The organism is Methanofollis sp. UBA420 (genome assembly GCF_002498315.1).
In the GTDB taxonomy this organism is placed as follows: Archaea; Halobacteriota; Methanomicrobia; order Methanomicrobiales; family Methanofollaceae; genus Methanofollis.
On record NZ_DAGX01000002.1, the window covers coordinates 279,212 to 294,967 of the forward strand.

General features: G+C 58.1%; 22 protein-coding genes. 8 read left to right on the forward strand and 14 right to left on the reverse strand.

Going from position 1 to position 15,756, the window contains the following annotated elements; translation table 11 throughout:
• Positions 1-33 precede the first annotated feature (33 nt).
• On the reverse strand, positions 34-645 hold the full coding sequence (locus tag BP869_RS01405) for an NTP transferase domain-containing protein (RefSeq protein ID WP_342676209.1): 612 nt from the start codon (positions 643-645) through the stop codon (positions 34-36).
• Positions 633-1,664, reverse strand: coding sequence for a histidinol-phosphate transaminase (locus BP869_RS01410; RefSeq protein ID WP_342676211.1), 1,032 nt, complete (start codon positions 1,662-1,664; stop codon positions 633-635). Before BP869_RS01410 ends, BP869_RS01405 begins: the two co-directional genes overlap by 13 nt.
• A gap of 161 nt (positions 1,665-1,825) precedes the next feature.
• Between BP869_RS01410 and BP869_RS01415 the strand changes: the two genes are divergently transcribed.
• From BP869_RS01415 to BP869_RS01430, 4 genes are all read left to right on the forward strand, one after another.
• Complete coding sequence (locus BP869_RS01415) at positions 1,826-2,002, forward strand: ribbon-helix-helix domain-containing protein (protein WP_067050499.1); 177 nt, start codon at positions 1,826-1,828, stop codon at positions 2,000-2,002.
• A 10-nt stretch (positions 2,003-2,012) separates the two neighbouring features.
• Positions 2,013-3,164: a cell division protein FtsZ gene (gene ftsZ / locus BP869_RS01420; protein ID WP_342677383.1), complete on the forward strand. Its 1,152-nt coding sequence runs from the start codon at positions 2,013-2,015 to the stop codon at positions 3,162-3,164.
• A 402-nt stretch (positions 3,165-3,566) separates the two neighbouring features.
• A complete protein-coding gene (locus BP869_RS01425) occupies positions 3,567-4,430 on the forward strand; it encodes a coiled-coil protein (RefSeq protein WP_067050493.1) in 864 nt (287 codons plus the stop codon).
• A 57-nt stretch (positions 4,431-4,487) separates the two neighbouring features.
• On the forward strand, positions 4,488-5,609 hold the full coding sequence (locus BP869_RS01430) for a DUF373 family protein (protein WP_342676213.1): 1,122 nt from the start codon (positions 4,488-4,490) through the stop codon (positions 5,607-5,609).
• Between the two features lie 240 nt (positions 5,610-5,849).
• On the opposite strand, the gene BP869_RS01435 is transcribed toward BP869_RS01430, so the two are convergent.
• From BP869_RS01435 to BP869_RS01480, 10 genes are all read right to left on the reverse strand, one after another.
• Positions 5,850-6,107, reverse strand: a complete 258-nt coding sequence (locus BP869_RS01435) for a hypothetical protein (RefSeq protein ID WP_342676215.1) — start codon at positions 6,105-6,107, stop codon at positions 5,850-5,852.
• Between the two features lie 43 nt (positions 6,108-6,150).
• On the reverse strand, positions 6,151-6,600 hold the full coding sequence (locus BP869_RS01440) for a hypothetical protein (protein ID WP_067050487.1): 450 nt from the start codon (positions 6,598-6,600) through the stop codon (positions 6,151-6,153).
• A gap of 64 nt (positions 6,601-6,664) precedes the next feature.
• Complete coding sequence (gene albA / locus BP869_RS01445; protein ID WP_067050484.1) at positions 6,665-6,943, reverse strand: DNA-binding protein Alba; 279 nt, start codon at positions 6,941-6,943, stop codon at positions 6,665-6,667.
• Positions 6,944-6,966: 23 nt separating this feature from the next.
• On the reverse strand, positions 6,967-7,983 hold the full coding sequence (gene asd, locus BP869_RS01450; RefSeq protein ID WP_342676218.1) for an aspartate-semialdehyde dehydrogenase: 1,017 nt from the start codon (positions 7,981-7,983) through the stop codon (positions 6,967-6,969).
• A gap of 220 nt (positions 7,984-8,203) precedes the next feature.
• The gene (locus BP869_RS01455) at positions 8,204-8,377 is read right to left on the reverse strand and encodes a 4Fe-4S binding protein (protein WP_067050478.1); all 174 of its coding nucleotides are present in this window, start codon (positions 8,375-8,377) and stop codon (positions 8,204-8,206) included.
• 61 nt (positions 8,378-8,438) lie between these two features.
• On the reverse strand, positions 8,439-9,203 hold the full coding sequence (dapB, locus tag BP869_RS01460; RefSeq protein WP_342676220.1) for a 4-hydroxy-tetrahydrodipicolinate reductase: 765 nt from the start codon (positions 9,201-9,203) through the stop codon (positions 8,439-8,441).
• A complete protein-coding gene (gene dapA / locus BP869_RS01465) occupies positions 9,196-10,071 on the reverse strand; it encodes a 4-hydroxy-tetrahydrodipicolinate synthase (RefSeq protein WP_342676221.1) in 876 nt (291 codons plus the stop codon). Before dapA ends, dapB begins: the two co-directional genes overlap by 8 nt.
• 10 nt (positions 10,072-10,081) lie before the next feature.
• Positions 10,082-10,276, reverse strand: coding sequence for a 30S ribosomal protein S17e (locus BP869_RS01470; protein WP_342676223.1), 195 nt, complete (start codon positions 10,274-10,276; stop codon positions 10,082-10,084).
• The gene (locus tag BP869_RS01475; protein ID WP_342676224.1) at positions 10,267-10,839 is read right to left on the reverse strand and encodes a thiamine-phosphate synthase family protein; all 573 of its coding nucleotides are present in this window, start codon (positions 10,837-10,839) and stop codon (positions 10,267-10,269) included. The genes BP869_RS01470 and BP869_RS01475 overlap by 10 nt, the downstream gene beginning before the upstream one ends.
• A 32-nt stretch (positions 10,840-10,871) precedes the next feature.
• Positions 10,872-11,420, reverse strand: a complete 549-nt coding sequence (locus BP869_RS01480) for an HDIG domain-containing metalloprotein (RefSeq protein ID WP_342676226.1) — start codon at positions 11,418-11,420, stop codon at positions 10,872-10,874.
• 79 nt (positions 11,421-11,499) lie between these two features.
• Between BP869_RS01480 and BP869_RS01485 the strand changes: the two genes are divergently transcribed.
• A complete protein-coding gene (locus BP869_RS01485; RefSeq protein ID WP_067050461.1) occupies positions 11,500-11,703 on the forward strand; it encodes a hypothetical protein in 204 nt (67 codons plus the stop codon).
• Here the strand turns inward: BP869_RS01485 and BP869_RS01490 are convergent.
• On the reverse strand, positions 11,684-12,691 hold the full coding sequence (locus BP869_RS01490; RefSeq protein ID WP_342676229.1) for a DNA primase large subunit PriL: 1,008 nt from the start codon (positions 12,689-12,691) through the stop codon (positions 11,684-11,686). The two genes, BP869_RS01485 and BP869_RS01490, sit on opposite strands and share 20 nt — an antisense overlap.
• Positions 12,692-12,693: 2 nt before the next feature.
• Positions 12,694-13,437: a DNA polymerase sliding clamp gene (locus tag BP869_RS01495; protein ID WP_342676231.1), complete on the reverse strand. Its 744-nt coding sequence runs from the start codon at positions 13,435-13,437 to the stop codon at positions 12,694-12,696.
• Positions 13,438-13,536: 99 nt separating this feature from the next.
• Here BP869_RS01495 and BP869_RS01500 point away from each other — a divergent pair, with 99 nt between their 5' ends.
• The 3 genes from BP869_RS01500 (at position 13,537) to BP869_RS01510 (ending at position 15,755) form a co-directional block, all read left to right on the forward strand.
• Positions 13,537-14,142 carry an RlmE family RNA methyltransferase gene (locus tag BP869_RS01500; protein ID WP_342676233.1) on the forward strand — a complete coding sequence of 202 codons (606 nt, stop codon included), beginning with the start codon at positions 13,537-13,539 and terminating at the stop codon, positions 14,140-14,142.
• Positions 14,126-15,004 (forward strand): GTP 3',8-cyclase MoaA, encoded by an 879-nt coding sequence (gene moaA / locus BP869_RS01505; RefSeq protein WP_342676235.1) that lies wholly within the window; start codon positions 14,126-14,128, stop codon positions 15,002-15,004. The genes BP869_RS01500 and moaA overlap by 17 nt, the downstream gene beginning before the upstream one ends.
• A gap of 232 nt (positions 15,005-15,236) precedes the next feature.
• The gene (locus tag BP869_RS01510; RefSeq protein WP_342676237.1) at positions 15,237-15,755 is read left to right on the forward strand and encodes a hypothetical protein; all 519 of its coding nucleotides are present in this window, start codon (positions 15,237-15,239) and stop codon (positions 15,753-15,755) included.
• The last annotated feature ends 1 nt before the right edge of the window (position 15,756 follow it).

Consider the following 15,756-nt stretch of genomic DNA (forward strand, 5'->3'; position numbering starts at 1 on the left):
CCTTTCTGGCATTTGCGGGGAATCCGGGTGAATTCAGGCAGAATGCCGCTTTTTTCCGGCGCAGATAAAACGCACCGCACGGGCAAGGTCGTCCTGTGTATTGACATTGAAGCCGAGCGCGGGTTCGTCGAGGAGAAGGCGGGATTCTTCCTGTTCTTCCTCGATCCGCGCACCGAGGAGGATGTTTACCCCGGCAGGGCAGGCAGGGACGCCGTCGACCGTCTCCTGGTAGGCGGCGCGAAAAGACGAGCCGCGACAGAGGGCCGACGGCACCCAGGTGGAGAGGGCGTCGGTGCCTGCAGAGATGTACGCCTCCTGTATCCTCTCTACGATCTCTCCCCTGATACAGGGGATGTCGGAGACCGAGGTGAAGACCGGCCCCTCTTCGCCGAGTGCGGTCACCGCTTCGACGATATCTGCGACATATCCGCGCGCCCCGGTGGCATAGAGATCGATCCCCTGCGCCCGGCACCAGTTTCTGGTGTACGGGGTCCGGGGCGATGAAACGACCATGATCTCAGAGCCCGCGTCGGCAAAGGCGTCGATGACATAGGCAATCATCGGCCGCCCGCAGATGGTCACGAGAGGTTTTTCTCCCATATTGAGGCGGGAGCCCTGGCCCCCGGCAAGGATCAGGGCAAGCATGCCGCAAGTGCCTCCACAAGGCGCATGTTCTCATCACGCCTCCGCACCGCAACCCTGATCATCCCGGGCAGGCCGAAAGAGGTGCAGTCACGGACAAGGATGCCATAGGAGAGGAGGAGGCGTTCGGTAAGCCCGTCAGCAGGACAGGGAAGGGGAACCAGAATGTAGTTTGCCGTGGACGGCAGGGGAGAGAGACCGAGGTCGCGGAGTCGCCCTGCAAGCCAGGCCCGCTCGATCTCGATAAGCCTCCGGGATTCGCCAAGATCAGCATACCTGTCCAGTGCGGCCAGGGCAAAACTCTCAGCATAGGCATTCACCGTCCAGGGGAGGCGGCGCGCCTCGATCTCCGCGACAAGGTCGGGGTCACCGAAGCCAAAACCGAACCTGATGCCGGGGACGGCAAAGGACTTGGTGATCGAGCGCGAGACGAAGAGCGCGGGATCCCTGACGTCAGAGACGCTTGCGGTCGGGTCGGCAAGTTCGATGAAGGCCTCGTCGATAAAAAGGCGCTGGCCGGGTTCGAGGGTGTCGAGGATCGCGAGCACCGCCTCCCGCGCGGTGAGCGCACCGTCAGGGTTGTTCGGGTTGCAGAGGAACCGGACAGCCGCGCCGGCCGCATCGCCGGTCACCCTGCCCCCGCAGAGCCTGACTGCCATCTCATATTCCCCGAAGGTCGGAGGCCTGATCGCACCGCTCTCACCGGGCCTGATGGCGGCGACACAGAACGCGCGGATCACCTCGACAGACCCATTCCCTACCGTGATCTCCGCGGGATCCCGGTGAAACACCTGCCCGATCGCTTCTTTCAGGGTTTCATATCCGTCATCGGGGTAGGACGCAATCGCCTCTTCCGGGGGCGAGAAGGGGACATGCGGAGGGAAAGGGTTGATGCTTGCACTAAAATCAAGAATATTTTCTCTCGAATGCCGCCTGTGCCACCTGAGTCTGCCGCCGTGTTCAATCCGGCGGGGATACGTCCCTGACATATTGACGAATATCACGCAAATTTGGCATTCCATGGCATATAAGAATACGCTTTCAGAAAAAATCAATTGAGAATCTTTTTATAGGATGCTCGTATTAGTTCATTCATCTGGTGCAGGATCAGACATAGAGCATCCCCCCGTCTGGCATGAGACAGACAAAAGTCTGACAAGTGTCAGACTACTAGAGGCGGAAGATGGAGCGGATCACGATCAGACTCCCCAAACAGCAGGTCGATATGCTGCAAAGGCTTGTTGACGGCGGCGAATTTCCCACCGTGTCAGAGGCGGTACGACACGCGGTACGGGAACTCGTCGAAAAGCGTGGAGACCGCGTAATGAGGGAGAGCGACCAGGTGTCATTCAAGGTTTAGGAGGCACATGATGCAAACAATCATCAACGAGGCAATGAAAAACGCTGAACGCGAGAAAACGCTGAATATTCAGGACGGGATCATCGGTGACGAGGACGATTTCCTCGGCCAGCCGCGCATCGTCATCGTCGGTTGCGGAGGCGCCGGCAACAACACGATCAACAGGCTCTACCACATGCAGGTTTGTGGAGCCGAGACGATCGCGATCAACACCGACAAGCAGCACCTCGACATGATCCAGGCCGACAAGCGCATCCTCATCGGCAAGTCGCTCACCAAGGGCCTTGGTGCAGGCGGATTCCCTGACGTCGGCAAGAGGGCCGCGGAAATGGCGCGCCCCACTCTTGAAAAACTCCTTGAGACAGCCGATCTCTGTTTCATCACGGCCGGCATGGGCGGCGGCACCGGCACAGGCGTTGCCCCGGTCGTTGCGCAGATTGCCAAGGAACAGGGCGCCATCGTCGTCGGCATGGTCAGTTACCCCTTCCAGGTCGAGAAGGCACGCCTGCTCCGCGCGGAGGACGGCCTCCAGCAACTCGCCAGCTACGCTGACTCGGTGATTGTCCTCGACAACAACCGGCTCATCAACTATGTCCCCAACCTGCCCCTCGGCCAGGCCTTCTCGGTGATGGACCAGCTCATCGCAGAAACGGTGAAGGGCATCTCCGAAACGATCACCCAGCCTTCTCTCATCAACATCGACTACGCAGATGTGCGGGCGATCATGAGTAAGGGCGGCGTCGCCTGCATGCTCGTCGGCGAGAGCAAACAGCAGAACAAAGCCGAGAGCGTCGTCCACGAGTGCCTCTCCCACCCCCTGCTGGACATCGACTACCGCGGCGCCACAGGCAGCCTCATCCACATCACCGGCGGCAGCGACCTCACCCTCCAGGACGCTGAGGAGATCGCAAGTTCCCTCACCTATGAACTCGACCCCCACGCCGACGTCATCTGGGGCGCACGCGTGAACAACGACTACGAAGGCAAGGTCAGGGTCATGGCAATCATGACCGGCGTCAAGAGCGCCCAGATCCTCGGCGGCAGGCAGAGCAACTTTGTCCCCGCGAGCAAGCCCGCCCCCATGCCGTCCGGCAGGTCGGCCGCCCCCCAGCGGAGTTTCGCACGTGACCAGACAAGCGGCCACCTCATCGATTTCCTCTGACATCTTCTTTTTTTCACGTGCACCATGTCCAGGCCGCCCCTCACAGCTGGCCGGATCGGTTCATCTCTCAAAAGACACACCAAAAAATACGCCTGAACCGACACCGGTCCGGCGAAATGCTTAATACCAAAGATGACGCAAACTATTAGAAATCCTGGTATATCCACCGCGGATCACCACGGTGCGGCGGGTGCGTCGGCATAGCCGGATGCGCCAGAGGGTATAGGAGTTGAATATCATGAACAGCGCTACGAACACAGATATCAGAGAAACAGTCTCTGTTCTGGACGGCACTTTTGTAGTATCATTTCCCTCTGTTTCCTCCCATTCTGCGGCATCTCCCGTGCATCATCAGACCCGGTGGCCTATACAGCGGTATCAGAACTCAAGGATTGGTAAAGCATGTTGGATGAACTGATCGAAAAGAGAAAAAAATCACTTTCCGAGTCTGAACAGCATAAAAATCGGCGCAACGAGCTTAACGCCCTTGCGAGCACCCATGCCCGTGAGCGGAACCAGCTCAACACCCAGACCCGGGAGTTTGTCGAGGAGGCCCAGAAAAATAAGGAGCTCCGGGACCAGTCCAATAATGAGGTCCACCGGCTGAAGGACGAGCGAAACAAGCTCAACGCCAAGGCCAACGAGTACTTCGAAGAGATCGAGTCCTTCAAGAAGGACCACTCCGCCTTCCAGAAGAATGCAAGCATCAAAGAAATCCAGCGCCAGATCGAAGCGATGGAGTTCCGCCAGCAGACCGAGGTCTTCTCTACCGACAAAGAGAGGGAACTGATCGACAAGATCAAGCACATGAAGGCCACCATCAAGGAGCAGGAGGACGAACTTGAGCAGAACAAGGACCTCAAGACCAAACTCCAGAGCGCCCGTGACCTTCGTAAGGAAGCCTCAGACATCCATGACAGGGTGACCGAAGTTGCCGAACTCGCGCAGAAACACCACGACATGATGGTCGAGTTCTACCGGAAGGCCGACCAGTCCCGTGAGGCTGCCGACACCGAGCACAAGGCTTTTGTCGAGGCGCAGGAAGCCGCTGACGAGGAACACAAGGCATTCATCACCTGCCAGAAGGAACTCCGCGACTATGACAAGGTCATCTCCGGTCTCCGCAACAAGAAGAAGAAGACAAAGGTCACCAAGGAGCAGCGCGAGGTCAGGCAGGAGGCCGAGCGCATCTTCCAGCTCTTCAAGGGCGGGGAGAAACTCACGACCGAGGACATCCTCCTTCTGCAGCGGTCCAAACTCCTTTAATACTTTTTTTTGTGTATGCGCAACCATTTATTAGTTTGAGTGTAATTTTCTAATCAGATGGCTGAGGGCACTACACTGATCCTGTGCATCGACCGGGACGACGACCTCGGGTACAAGGCAGGTCTCGCAAGTCCGGTAGTCGGACGTGAGGCGTGCCTGAACGCAGCCAGCGCACTTGCACTCGCCGACCCCGAAGATTCAGACGTCAACGCCATTTTTCAGGCCGTAAAAACCTATGACGAACTAAAAGAGCGGGGCGAAGAGGTCGAAGTTGCGATCCTCACCGGCAACCATATGCATATGCTTGAGGGGGACCGGAAGATCGGCACAGATCTCGACGACGTGATCGCCCGGACCGATGCAGATGCCTGTGTTCTTATCTCCGACGGTGCTGAAGACGAGTACATCCTCCCGATCGTCCAGTCAAGGCTCTCCGTGACGAGCATCAGGAGGGTGATCGTCACCCAGATGCCGAACCTCGAAGGGACCTACTATATCATCAAAAAACTCCTCGACGACCCGAAGGTCTCGCGGATGGTCCTGATCCCTCTCGGCCTTGCGATGCTCATCTACGCCACCGCCTACCTCGTCGGCTACCCGGAGGGGGCGACGATCGTCGTCGTGGGCGCACTCGGCATTTATCTCCTCCTCAAAGGGCTTGGCTTCGACGAGTTTTTCAGTTACTCGGTCAACTCCCTGCAGGTCGCACTGAGACGGGGCAAGATCACCTTCGTATCCTATATCACGGCGATCCTCTTTTTCATCGTCGGGGTGATCATCGGACTGTACAGTCTGCTTGTCTATTACACCCAGGAAGGGATACTGCTCTACCTGCTGACCTTCTTCTACGGCGGGATCGGGTGGTTCACTGCGGCAGGGATCATCGCTTCGGTCGGCAGGATCATCGACGTCTACATGAATGAGATCGAAGACCTCGGCAGGGTGATCGTCCTCCCCTTTTTCATCAGCGCCATCGGCATCATCGTCTACGGCACGAGCATCTACATGCTCTCCCTCTCGCACATTGAAAAATTCCCGTACCCCGAGTTCAACGGGCTCAATGTTGCGATGTACGCCATGGTAGGGGGGCTGTTCCTCGCCTTTGTCGGCGTCTACATCCAGTCGCTCGTCAACCGCTGGATCGAGAAAAAAGGAGAGAATACTGCGATTACGCCCTGAGGCAATCACCCCTCATTCATTTTCCCTATCACTGCAGAATCTCTCATTCTTGGATCGATTATCCCCTGATTCCATGAAGATCGGTCCTGGCCGGTCAGAGGAGGACAAGGCTCCCCGTATCCACAGCCTCTCTGTCGCCCTCCTTGCAGGAGACGGTTCAATGGCAGGTGCCCGGACTCTCCGGCTCCAGCCCGAACACCGGCTCCAGCCTGCAAGAGCACATCTGCGGCGTCCTGATACTTATACCCCAACACGAATCGTAGCATTCGCCCGGACGGTATGTATGGTGGAGATGCGGATCGATACGTAGCAGGCGGTGCCGTGGTGCTGGGAGAGCGTCGTGACCAGCAGCCGGTTCCCGGAGGCCATGCAGTCGAGGTTTGTCGCGACGATGAGCCGGTCGTGGAGGTCAGGGTTGTCAGCCAGACCACCCGCCTGCACCGTATCGATCATTTCCCGGCCGGCAGCAGGAGGTTTGAGCAAGCCGGAGGCTTCCATCACCAGCGTAAAAAAAGGGATCTTAAAAATAGGCAACGAGGGTTCAGGACTTGAAATATCCCATACCCTCGGGGAACACCGCTGTGTTCTGGAACTCCCGCCGGTCCTGGGGCGACGCAACGATCAGAGAGGGAATCTTCACCGGGAATTCATGCTCAGGGAACCAGAATGTCCCGCGGCCATAGTCCAGACCGACACCAGGGACCGTCAGGACGGCATGATCCATCGTAATCTCCTCAATGGTCGCTCCCTCGAAATTCACGACTTCAAGCACCTTCTCGCGAAGGTCGCTCATGCCAAGGAGGTGGACGAGGATCTGGACGCCGTCGTCGACAGTATAGGTGACATTGACCTTCGCATCATGGTTATCAAGCTGGATCTCAACGCTCTGAACCGTGAGATAACTGTACTTGGTATCGTCCGCCGCCGCGACAGGCACGACGATGACGAAGAGCAGGAAAAGCATCGCAAGGCCGTGCGCCAGGAATTTCATACTTAGGATCTTGAAACGGGATCATATATGCTTTCTGGTCGGGGAAAAAAGAGTATAATTTCTTTCATTTTGGATTTTGCGAGAGAATAATCTCGATACTGGACACATTCGTCTTGCCCGTGTCCGTATCGATCATCTCCGTCGAGGTGAGGATCTCCTTTTTGTTTACGCCTTCCAGGAACCGGTTGATCGCGATCTCGGCGGTGTCGACAGCCCGGGAGATCGCCTTCCCCCGCGCCTTGATGGCCACTTCATCCGCGCCATTGTTGAACTGGGTCACAACTGCAAGTACATAGTTCATGACCGGTTTGTTTCCGACGAATACTGTGTTGTCCTTTAACATAGTCCACCTCTGTTCGTGGTCTATCAGAGATACTTCTCCTTATAGATTAACTCAGCGTTTAGTACCGATGCCCCGGCAGCCCCGCGAATGGTGTTGTGGCCCATAGCGGCAAAACGGAGGCCTTCCCGGAGCCTTCCCACCGAAACAGTCATGCCATTGCCACGGTTGCGGTCGAGCCTCACCTGCGGGCGGTCGGGCTGATCGAGGTACTCGATCGACCGTGCCGGTTGAGTCGGGAGACCGGAGAAAGGTGCCCGGTATTCCTGGTATGCCTTCCGGACCTCGTCAAGCGGACGGTCGACATCTACCCAGACCGAGAGGGTGTGGCCGTCGATGACAGGCACACGGTTGCAGCAGGCACTCACCAAGAAGGTGGCCGGCTCCACTTCGGAACCATTGAAGGTGCCCATGATCTTCCTCGGTTCGCTGGCCATCTTCTCCTCCTCCCCCTTGATATAGGGGATGACGTTATCGTAGATCGCCATGCCGGCCACGCCCTCGAAACCGGCGCCCGAGATCGCCTGCATCGTCGCCACGAAGACCTTCGAAAAGTTGAACTGCCGCAGGGGCTCAAGGGCGAGGGTGAGCATGATCGTCGAGCAGTTCGGGTTGGTCACGATAAAACCGTCCCGCCCATGATCGTGCTGGAGATCGATCATGCCCAGATGGTCGGGGTTCACTTCGGCGATGACCAGGGGGACGTCGGGGTCCATCCGGTGCGAACTGGCGTTGGAACAGACGCCGACACCGACCGCCGCAACCTCCTCTTCGATACCCTTCGCAATATCGGCCGGCAGGGCTGAAAAAACGATATCACAGTCGCGAACCGCCTCGACAGTGGTCGGACTGACGATAACATCGGCAGCCGAATCAGGGAAAGGCACATCCAGCCGCCAGTTGACCGCGTCGCCGTACCGCTTTCCGGCACTGCGCTCTGAAGCCGTCAGGGTCTGGAGGTTGAACCAGGGATGATCAGAGAGCAACTGTACAAACCTCTGGCCGACAGCCCCGGTAGCACCGAGAACTCCAACATTTATCATAGGTAACTCTACCTATATGCAACAGTTTATTAAAAGATTCCTTTTCCTCCTCTAGCCGGCTCTATTTCCAGTATCAGGAGAGTAGAGAGCAAAAAATACAGTATAAAGGAGCGGGAGAAAGACTTCCGGACACGAGAGGCATGCACGTAGACTCCGGAAAATACAGCGAGCAGAGACACTATCTCTGAACAGAAAGGAGAAAGAGAATAATGGGGGATATTTATTCCATGTGGATGGCGCCCGCAGGGCAGACGTCAACACATGTGCCGCAATCGGTGCAGGCGTCCTTGTTCACGACGGCGATACCGTCTTCCATCGAGATCGCCTCTGACGGGCATTCATCCACACAGGTCTCACAACCGACGCAGAGATCAGGGTCAACAACTGCAACCATAGTAATTACTCCTCTTTACTATTCTGTAAAAATAGAGAAATATCTTTCGATAGCGCCCCTCTCAGGGCAGCCCGAGGACGTCTGCCATCGAATAGATGCCCGGGGCCTTTCCCTTCACCCATGAGGCCGCCCTGATAGCGCCGCTCGCAAAGACCGCACGGTCGTAGGCGCGATGAGAGAGTTCGATCACCTCATAGTTCCCGGCAAAGAGGACCGCATGGTCGCCGACGATGTCGCCGCCCCGGATCACGTGGACGCCGATCTCGTCTTTCCGTTCGGTCATGCCCTCGCGGCCATACTGGTGGGGGCGGCTGCCGAGTTCCTCGTCGAGGATTCCGAGGATCGTCTTCGCGGTCCCGCTCGGGGCGTCTTTCTTGTAGCGGTGATGGGCCTCTGTCACCTCGACATCATATCCTTCGTTGAGGAGACGGGCAGCCTCCCTGATCAGGCGCCAGAAGATGTTCACCCCGACAGAGAAGTTGCTCGATATCACCGCGGGCACATGCCCCTCGACTGCCATCCTGATCTCCTCCTGCTGTTCTGGCGTGAAACCGGTCGTGCCGACGATGAGCGCAACGCCGTTGTCGGCGGCGGCCGTGATGTTCCCAACAGCCGCGTGCGCCACGGTGAAATCAATAAGGACGTCGGGCTTTGTCGCCTTCAGAAATGAGTCGATATTTTTCGCTTCGACAACAGGCGCACCATAGAAGGTCCCGGCATGGACGTCGATGCCACCGACCAGTTCGAGGTCAGGCGCCTCGGAGACGAGACGGCCGAGGATCGTGCCCATCCGCCCGAGGGCCCCTGATATGACAACTCTAATCATAGTGCCCGAGCACCTCCGCGAGTTTTTCTGTCTTTGCAGGGTCGAGTTCGTCGAGAGGGAGTCTGACCGGCCCGGCGGCCATGCCGCGGAGTTCAGCGGCCTTTTTCACCGGGATCGGATTTGTATCGATGAACATCGCCCTGAAGAGAGGGGACAGGCGGTAATGGATACGCCGCGCTTCTTCCAGGTCGCCCTTTTTCACAGCCTCGTACATCCCGACCATCAGTGCCGGTTCGATATTCGCGGCCACAGAGATCACGCCGCTCCCGCCAAGGGTGAGGATGGGCAGAGTCAGGGCGTCGTCACCGGAGAGCACCTCGAAGTCCCGGTCCTGCGTATCCTCGATGATCCGCGAGACCTGTTCCAGGTTCCCGCTCGCCTCCTTGATCCCGACGATGTTCGGGTTGTCGGCGAGTTCGACGACAAGGTCGGGCAGGATATTCTGTCCGGTCCTGCCGGGAACATTATAGAGAACGACCGGGAGATCGAGATCGGCAAGGGCGGAAAAATGTTTCACAAGACCAGAACGGTTTGGCTTGTTGTAGTACGGGCTGATGACCAGTGCGCCATCGGCACCGATGTCCCGCGCCGCCTTCGTAAACCTGATGGCCTCGGCGGTGTTGTTTGACCCGGTCCCTGCAAGCACCGGCACCCGGCCGTTCACCGTATCGACCGTCGCCCCGATCACCTGCTCGTGCTCTTCAAACGTGAGTGTTGCAGATTCGCCCGTAGATCCACATGGAACAATTCCATGGACACCCCGGGCGATCAAAAACTCAATATTCGATCGGAGCCCCTCAAGATCAAGGCGGTGATCCGGGGTCCGCCTAAAAGGGGTAATGACTGCTGGAAACACTCCCTCAAACATGAGGTAGTGTTTACGCAGATACTCTTTTAGTATTTTGCTTTCTCGTGATGTAACCGCTGACCCTGTTCCGCACGCGCTTCGATTCGATGACCGAAACTTCGGCAACGATCTGCTTGTTTTCCGCGAAGTCGCCGGTAAAGCGGCCGGGGTTTTTGTTTCTGATATCGTTACCAAGGCTCTTAATATACGTCGGCTTTATTCCCATTCGCACCTATCCCTGAGATTTGTATTTTTAATGCGTCTTGACAGTTTAAGAATATTATGTGCGACCTCGTCCGGATCCTCGCCGAGGATCCGGATCATCGGTTCCTTGCCTGAGGCGCCGCGGTCATAGATCACGTCCGGAACGCCGGTCTTGCAGCACGAGGCGACGCCCCAGTCCATCGTCTTGATGCCAGGTGGTTCCTGGTCGCGGTCGAAGTACCTGATGTCGAGCATCATCTCCTCAAGTTCGTGGAGGATGGGCTCGGCAAACCTGATGTTTGCGGCCGCACGCACCCGCGGGTCGTAGCGCATCGCGGTCAGAACGATCCGCGCCACATGGTCGCTTGCGCCGAAGGCGACCTCCCCGACAGGGTGGACTGCCTCGCCGAGGCGGACGATCCGGCCCCTCACTGCTACGACATCCCCGGGTTCGCGCGCCTTCTCCAGGGCATACGTGATATTCGTGCCGACTTCTGGGACGAGGCAGGGGTCCATCCCCTCGCGCAGCAGGTCGACGGCCGCAGAGAGGGCCCTGAGAACCTGGTCCCGTTCTTCATGGCTCATGGCAGATCCTCTCGCATCGCGGGGAGATAATCCTAACGCAGGCCGAGTTCGTCCTTCCGTGCTGCAAGAGAGGCGATGGCGATGCGATAGAACTCCTCAGGCTCGACGAGACCGTTCACCGCGGCGATCCTCTCCCTTTCGCACCCGGCGGCAAAGGCCTTCTCCTTCAGTTTCTTCTTCACGGTCTTCGGGGTGACATCGGTGATCGCCCCCCCTTTGACGCGGGCGCAGGCAATGAGAAAGCCACTGATGCTGTCTGCGGACTGGAGGGCGAGGTCGAGCCTTTCTGTGTACGGGCCGTAGAGGATATGGTTGTGCCGTTCGACTGCCAGACAGATCACCTCGGGTAGGCCCTCCTGCCTGAGGAGAGCGGCACCCTCGATACCGTGCCTGTTCATGTCGCCGCCGATGGTCTCGTAGTCGATGTCATGGAGGATACCGATCACCTCCCAGAGGTCCGCGTCCTCTCCGAAGGTTTCGGCAAGGCCGAGGAGGACTGCCGCCGTGGCGATGCAGTGCATGCGAAGCGAGTCAGATGCCACATGCCGATTGAGGAGGGTCAGTGCTTCGTCCCTGTCCATGCGGAGAGGTAGGGCCCTGGCCGGAAAAAGATGGCGGAGAAGAAGAGATATAGAGGTAGGGAAAGAACAGGTGAGTATTATGGACGCACGTATACTGGATGTGCTGACCGGAGCCGCGAGCCTGCTCGTCTTCATCGTCCTTCTCATCGCCCTGCCAGGAATGTTTCAGGGCATCGATCCGGGGAACAACAACCTGATCGGACTCGCCTATATCGTTGCCCTCGTGCTCTTCCTCATCACGATGAGCGGCGCAGGCTATGTCATCAACGAGAAGATTTCCTGACCTTATACAGATTCTGCTTCTTTTTCCATTTGTAGTATGAGAGGGGGTGGCTCACCTTCTCGCAGGCCTCGTCGCGGCGAACGCAGAGGCCGTGTGTCCGCATCGTCGCACACGACGGGGCGGTGTACTCGGTCCCGGCCCGGCCGGAGATGTGCTCCACCTGGTACATCGTCATCGAGAGGTCGAAGTCTGGCGCCCTCTGGAAGACCGCGACGATCTGTGTCGTCGACAGCCCGATGTTGTGGAGGAAGGCAGTGAGGGCGAACCTGCCGACATGGGGGAGGTTGGTCCCGGCGGTGACCGCCTTGATGAGGGCCGCAATGCAGGGCGGGAAAGATGACTCGTCCACCTCACCGAACTCCTCGAGGGCGCGCTGCTGGAGAGCGGCGGCGATCTCATCGGTATAGGGCCGTAAAATTCTGCAGACTTCCTCGGGGACGGTGAGCGGAAGCCTTTCTCTGATGATCGCCCGGATCCGCTCCTCGACCAGTTCCTGCATCTCCTCGGGCAGGAGAGAAACATGACCGTTTTCGACTCGTCGGTTGACGAGCCGCCAGCGCTCGTCATTGAGCGGGCCGATCAGCCCGACATAGGCAACCACCGGCAGGGTAGGCCGCTCAAGGTCGATCCCGACCCTTTCGGCGATACGGACCATCCGCTCCCTGTCCTCCCGCACGAACCAGGAGTATGCGCGCCGCGCCTCGAACTGCGAGAGCCGCTCTATGAGCATCCGGTCGTTGATGCAGGAGACGAGCATCCGTGCAAGGACATAGGTGAAGATGTCTTCCTTTGCGTCCCTGCCATAGACCCCGCACTCTGCGGGATTTTTCTGGGCAAGCGTGTCCCTGACCCGCCGGGAGGCGTGTTCAAGGAGGGACTTGCCCAGTTCAGACCTGAGGATCAGGTTGAGGGTGCCGGACTCGTTCCTGACGTAGTCCTGTGCCTCCTCTAAAAAGGGATATCTGGCCAGGTCCTGGACATCAACCATGTTCAGTCAGCTTCGATGCGCGGCGCGAGCAGGTACTCGACATGCCCCTTCCCGCCGGCGAGGTCAAAGGCTACCTTCACCGGGTGGTCAATGCCCAGGGCAACGCAGACCTTCTCTGAGCGGCCCATGACCTTGCCCATATCCTTGAGATAGTCGAGGGAGAAGAGCGAGCGCGCCTCGGCAGGCTGGAGAGAGATGAGCTGATCGCGCCCGAGCTCGAGCTTGATATGGTCGGTGTCGCCTTCAGCCATCATGTAAAATATCTCGGCCTTCGGGTCGATGCCAAGGGCGATCTTGTCTGAAATGACGTCCGCGGCCTTGATCGCAGTGGAGAGCGCGCTGCCGGGGAGCTCGACCTTGCCGGGGAGTTCGATGGCAGGGGGGTTCGGGTCTTTCCTGATCGTATTGATGTCAAGGAGCGTGACAGAATACTGGTAACTCCCGAACGCGAGTTCCAGCCGGCGGCTGCCCTCAGGGAGGTTCAGAGATAAAATATCGCCTTTCCCCATCATCCCGAGGATATTTTTCATCTTTGCAATATCGATCCCGAGTTCATCGGGAGTCGCTTCGTAGGTCTCGAAGGCGTCCTTGCCGAGGTCCAGAGAGACCATGGCAACATTCGCGGTGTCGACGGCGCAGGTTTTCACCCCGCTTCCATCGACGTGGAGCCGGCATTCGGTCACCAGCGCGGCCAGGGCGTCGATCGACTCCCGGAAGGTATCTGCATCAATCGTTGCTTTTAACATTACAAACCCCTTATATGACTCTATTATACATTATATCATGATATTTTTTATTCTATCCGGTATCCCAACAGAGCCCTGAGGAGACGAGGCAAAAAAATCATGACATCACAATGGACACGGGACAAATACTATACCCGGGCAATGAGGGAGGGTTTCCGGGCACGGGCCGCCTACAAATTGCTGGAGATCCAGAAGAGGCACACGGTGATCAGGGACGACGACAATGTCGTCGACCTCGGCGCCGCGCCGGGCAGCTGGCTGCAGGTCCTCAAGACCTTCACCAGGGGGACGATCATCGGCGTCGACCTCAACTCGATCGCCCCGGTGGAGGGCGTGAAGACGATTGTCGGGGACTTCACGACGCCTGAGGTGCAGGAAGAGGTGCGCAGACTTGCCGGAGGAGTCGTATCGGTCGTGACCTGCGATGCCTCTCCGAAGCTCTCCGGGGCGACGAGTTACGACCAGGCGCGGGCAATCGCCCTCGGCGAGGATGCCCTCGCCTTTGCGGTCACGATCCTGAAGGACGGGGGAAACTTTGTCTGCAAGTCCTTCCAGGGAGAGGACTTCCCCGAACTCTATGCTGAGGTGAAGAAGCACTTCCTGTCTGTACGCACTTTCAGGCCGCAGGCATCCCGGCGCGGGAGCAAGGAGATCTACATCGTCGCCAAGAACTTCCGGAGGCAGAAGGATGGTGCTGAAGGATAACTCCGGTCGCCCGGTAACAAACCTGCGGATCAGTCTCACGCCGCGCTGCAACCTCGACTGCATTTACTGTCATGCAGAGGGGGAGGTGAAGCCGCGCGAAGAGCTCAGCCTTGAGGAGATCAGGGAGATCCTCCGTGTCGGTGCAAAGATCGGGATCAAAAGCGTGAAGTTCACGGGGGGCGAGCCACTCCTCAGGAAGGATATTCTCGATATCGTCAGGGCTGTGCCGCGCGGGATCGAGTCGTCGATGACCACGAACGGCACCCTCCTCCCGGGCCTTGCCCATGACCTGAAGGAGGCGGGGCTCGCACGGGTGAACGTGAGTCTCGACACCCTCAGGCACGACAGGTACCGCCAGATCACGAAAAAAGACCTCCTCGACCATGTGCTCGACGGGATCCGCGAGGCCGTCGACGCCGGCCTGACGCCGGTGAAGTTGAACACCGTCATCCTGAAGGGGTTGAACGAGGACGAGATCCCGGACTTCCTCGCCTTCGTCAGGGACAGCGACGCCCTCATCCTCCAGATCATCGAGTTGATGGAGTTCAACAACTGCACGATGCACGGCGACGTGGATCGCCTGGAGAAAGAGATCGCCGACAATTCGACAGAGGTCCTCACCCGGCGCATGCACCACCGGAAGAAGTACTGCGTGGACGGCGCTGAGGTCGAGGTGGTGCGGCCTCTCCACAACACCGAGTTCTGTGCCTTCTGCAACCGCCTGCGCGTGACGTCTGACGGCTACCTCAAGCCCTGCCTCCTGCGGACCGACAACCACGTCGATATCAGGGGGAAGAAGGGAGAGGAACTGGAGGCCCTCTTCGAGAAGGCCGTCCAGAACAGAGAGCCCTTCTTTAAATAACTGTTTTCCACTCTCATTTTTGATCTGCCCAAGTTGATCCCGGGGACGCCTTGATGGGCAGTGTGGGGAAGGCAGGGATTGGCGCCGGTGCCGGGGGGCTGCCTCGAAAAACAGACGGACAACCTTTCTGGAGCCCGGATGCCATTTTAGGGCGTGCCCAGATAAACCCGGGCACAGAGAGACAGATGCCAGAATACAATGATTTTTAGTGTGGACGGGCAAACTGCTCTGTATGATGAACGAACTTATGCAGGACGAGCATTTCAGGGCCCTGCTGAAGTACTATGAGAAGTCCCTCATCCTGGAGGAACCGAGCGACTTCCACCCGACCCTGTCCTTCTATCTCATGGACGCCCTCGCGCACATCGAGTACACGCTGAGCACCTATGTCTTCAACTACCAGTCACCGAAGAACATGATGCACCGCGAGTACCTCCGCTGGCGGCTTGACGAGGAGAAGAAGGACGAGCGCGCCCTCTTCCCGGGATTTATCATGTGGCTGAAGGAAAACCAGCCCGAGAAGTTCGCAAAGCTCCCGATGGTCTGGAAGGGCGTGTACGACAGGGGAAACCCGGCCGCCTACCAGAGTTTCAGGATCGTCCTTGACCCGGAGAGCAAAAAGCCGGTGCCCGCGGCGTTCTTCTCCGACGCCATCGATGAGTTCTTCTCCAGACCGTTCTTCAACAGCATCTACAACGGCGGTTCACTGGCGACCCTCTTTGAGGAGTACAAAAAAAGCGTGAGCGCCTGAG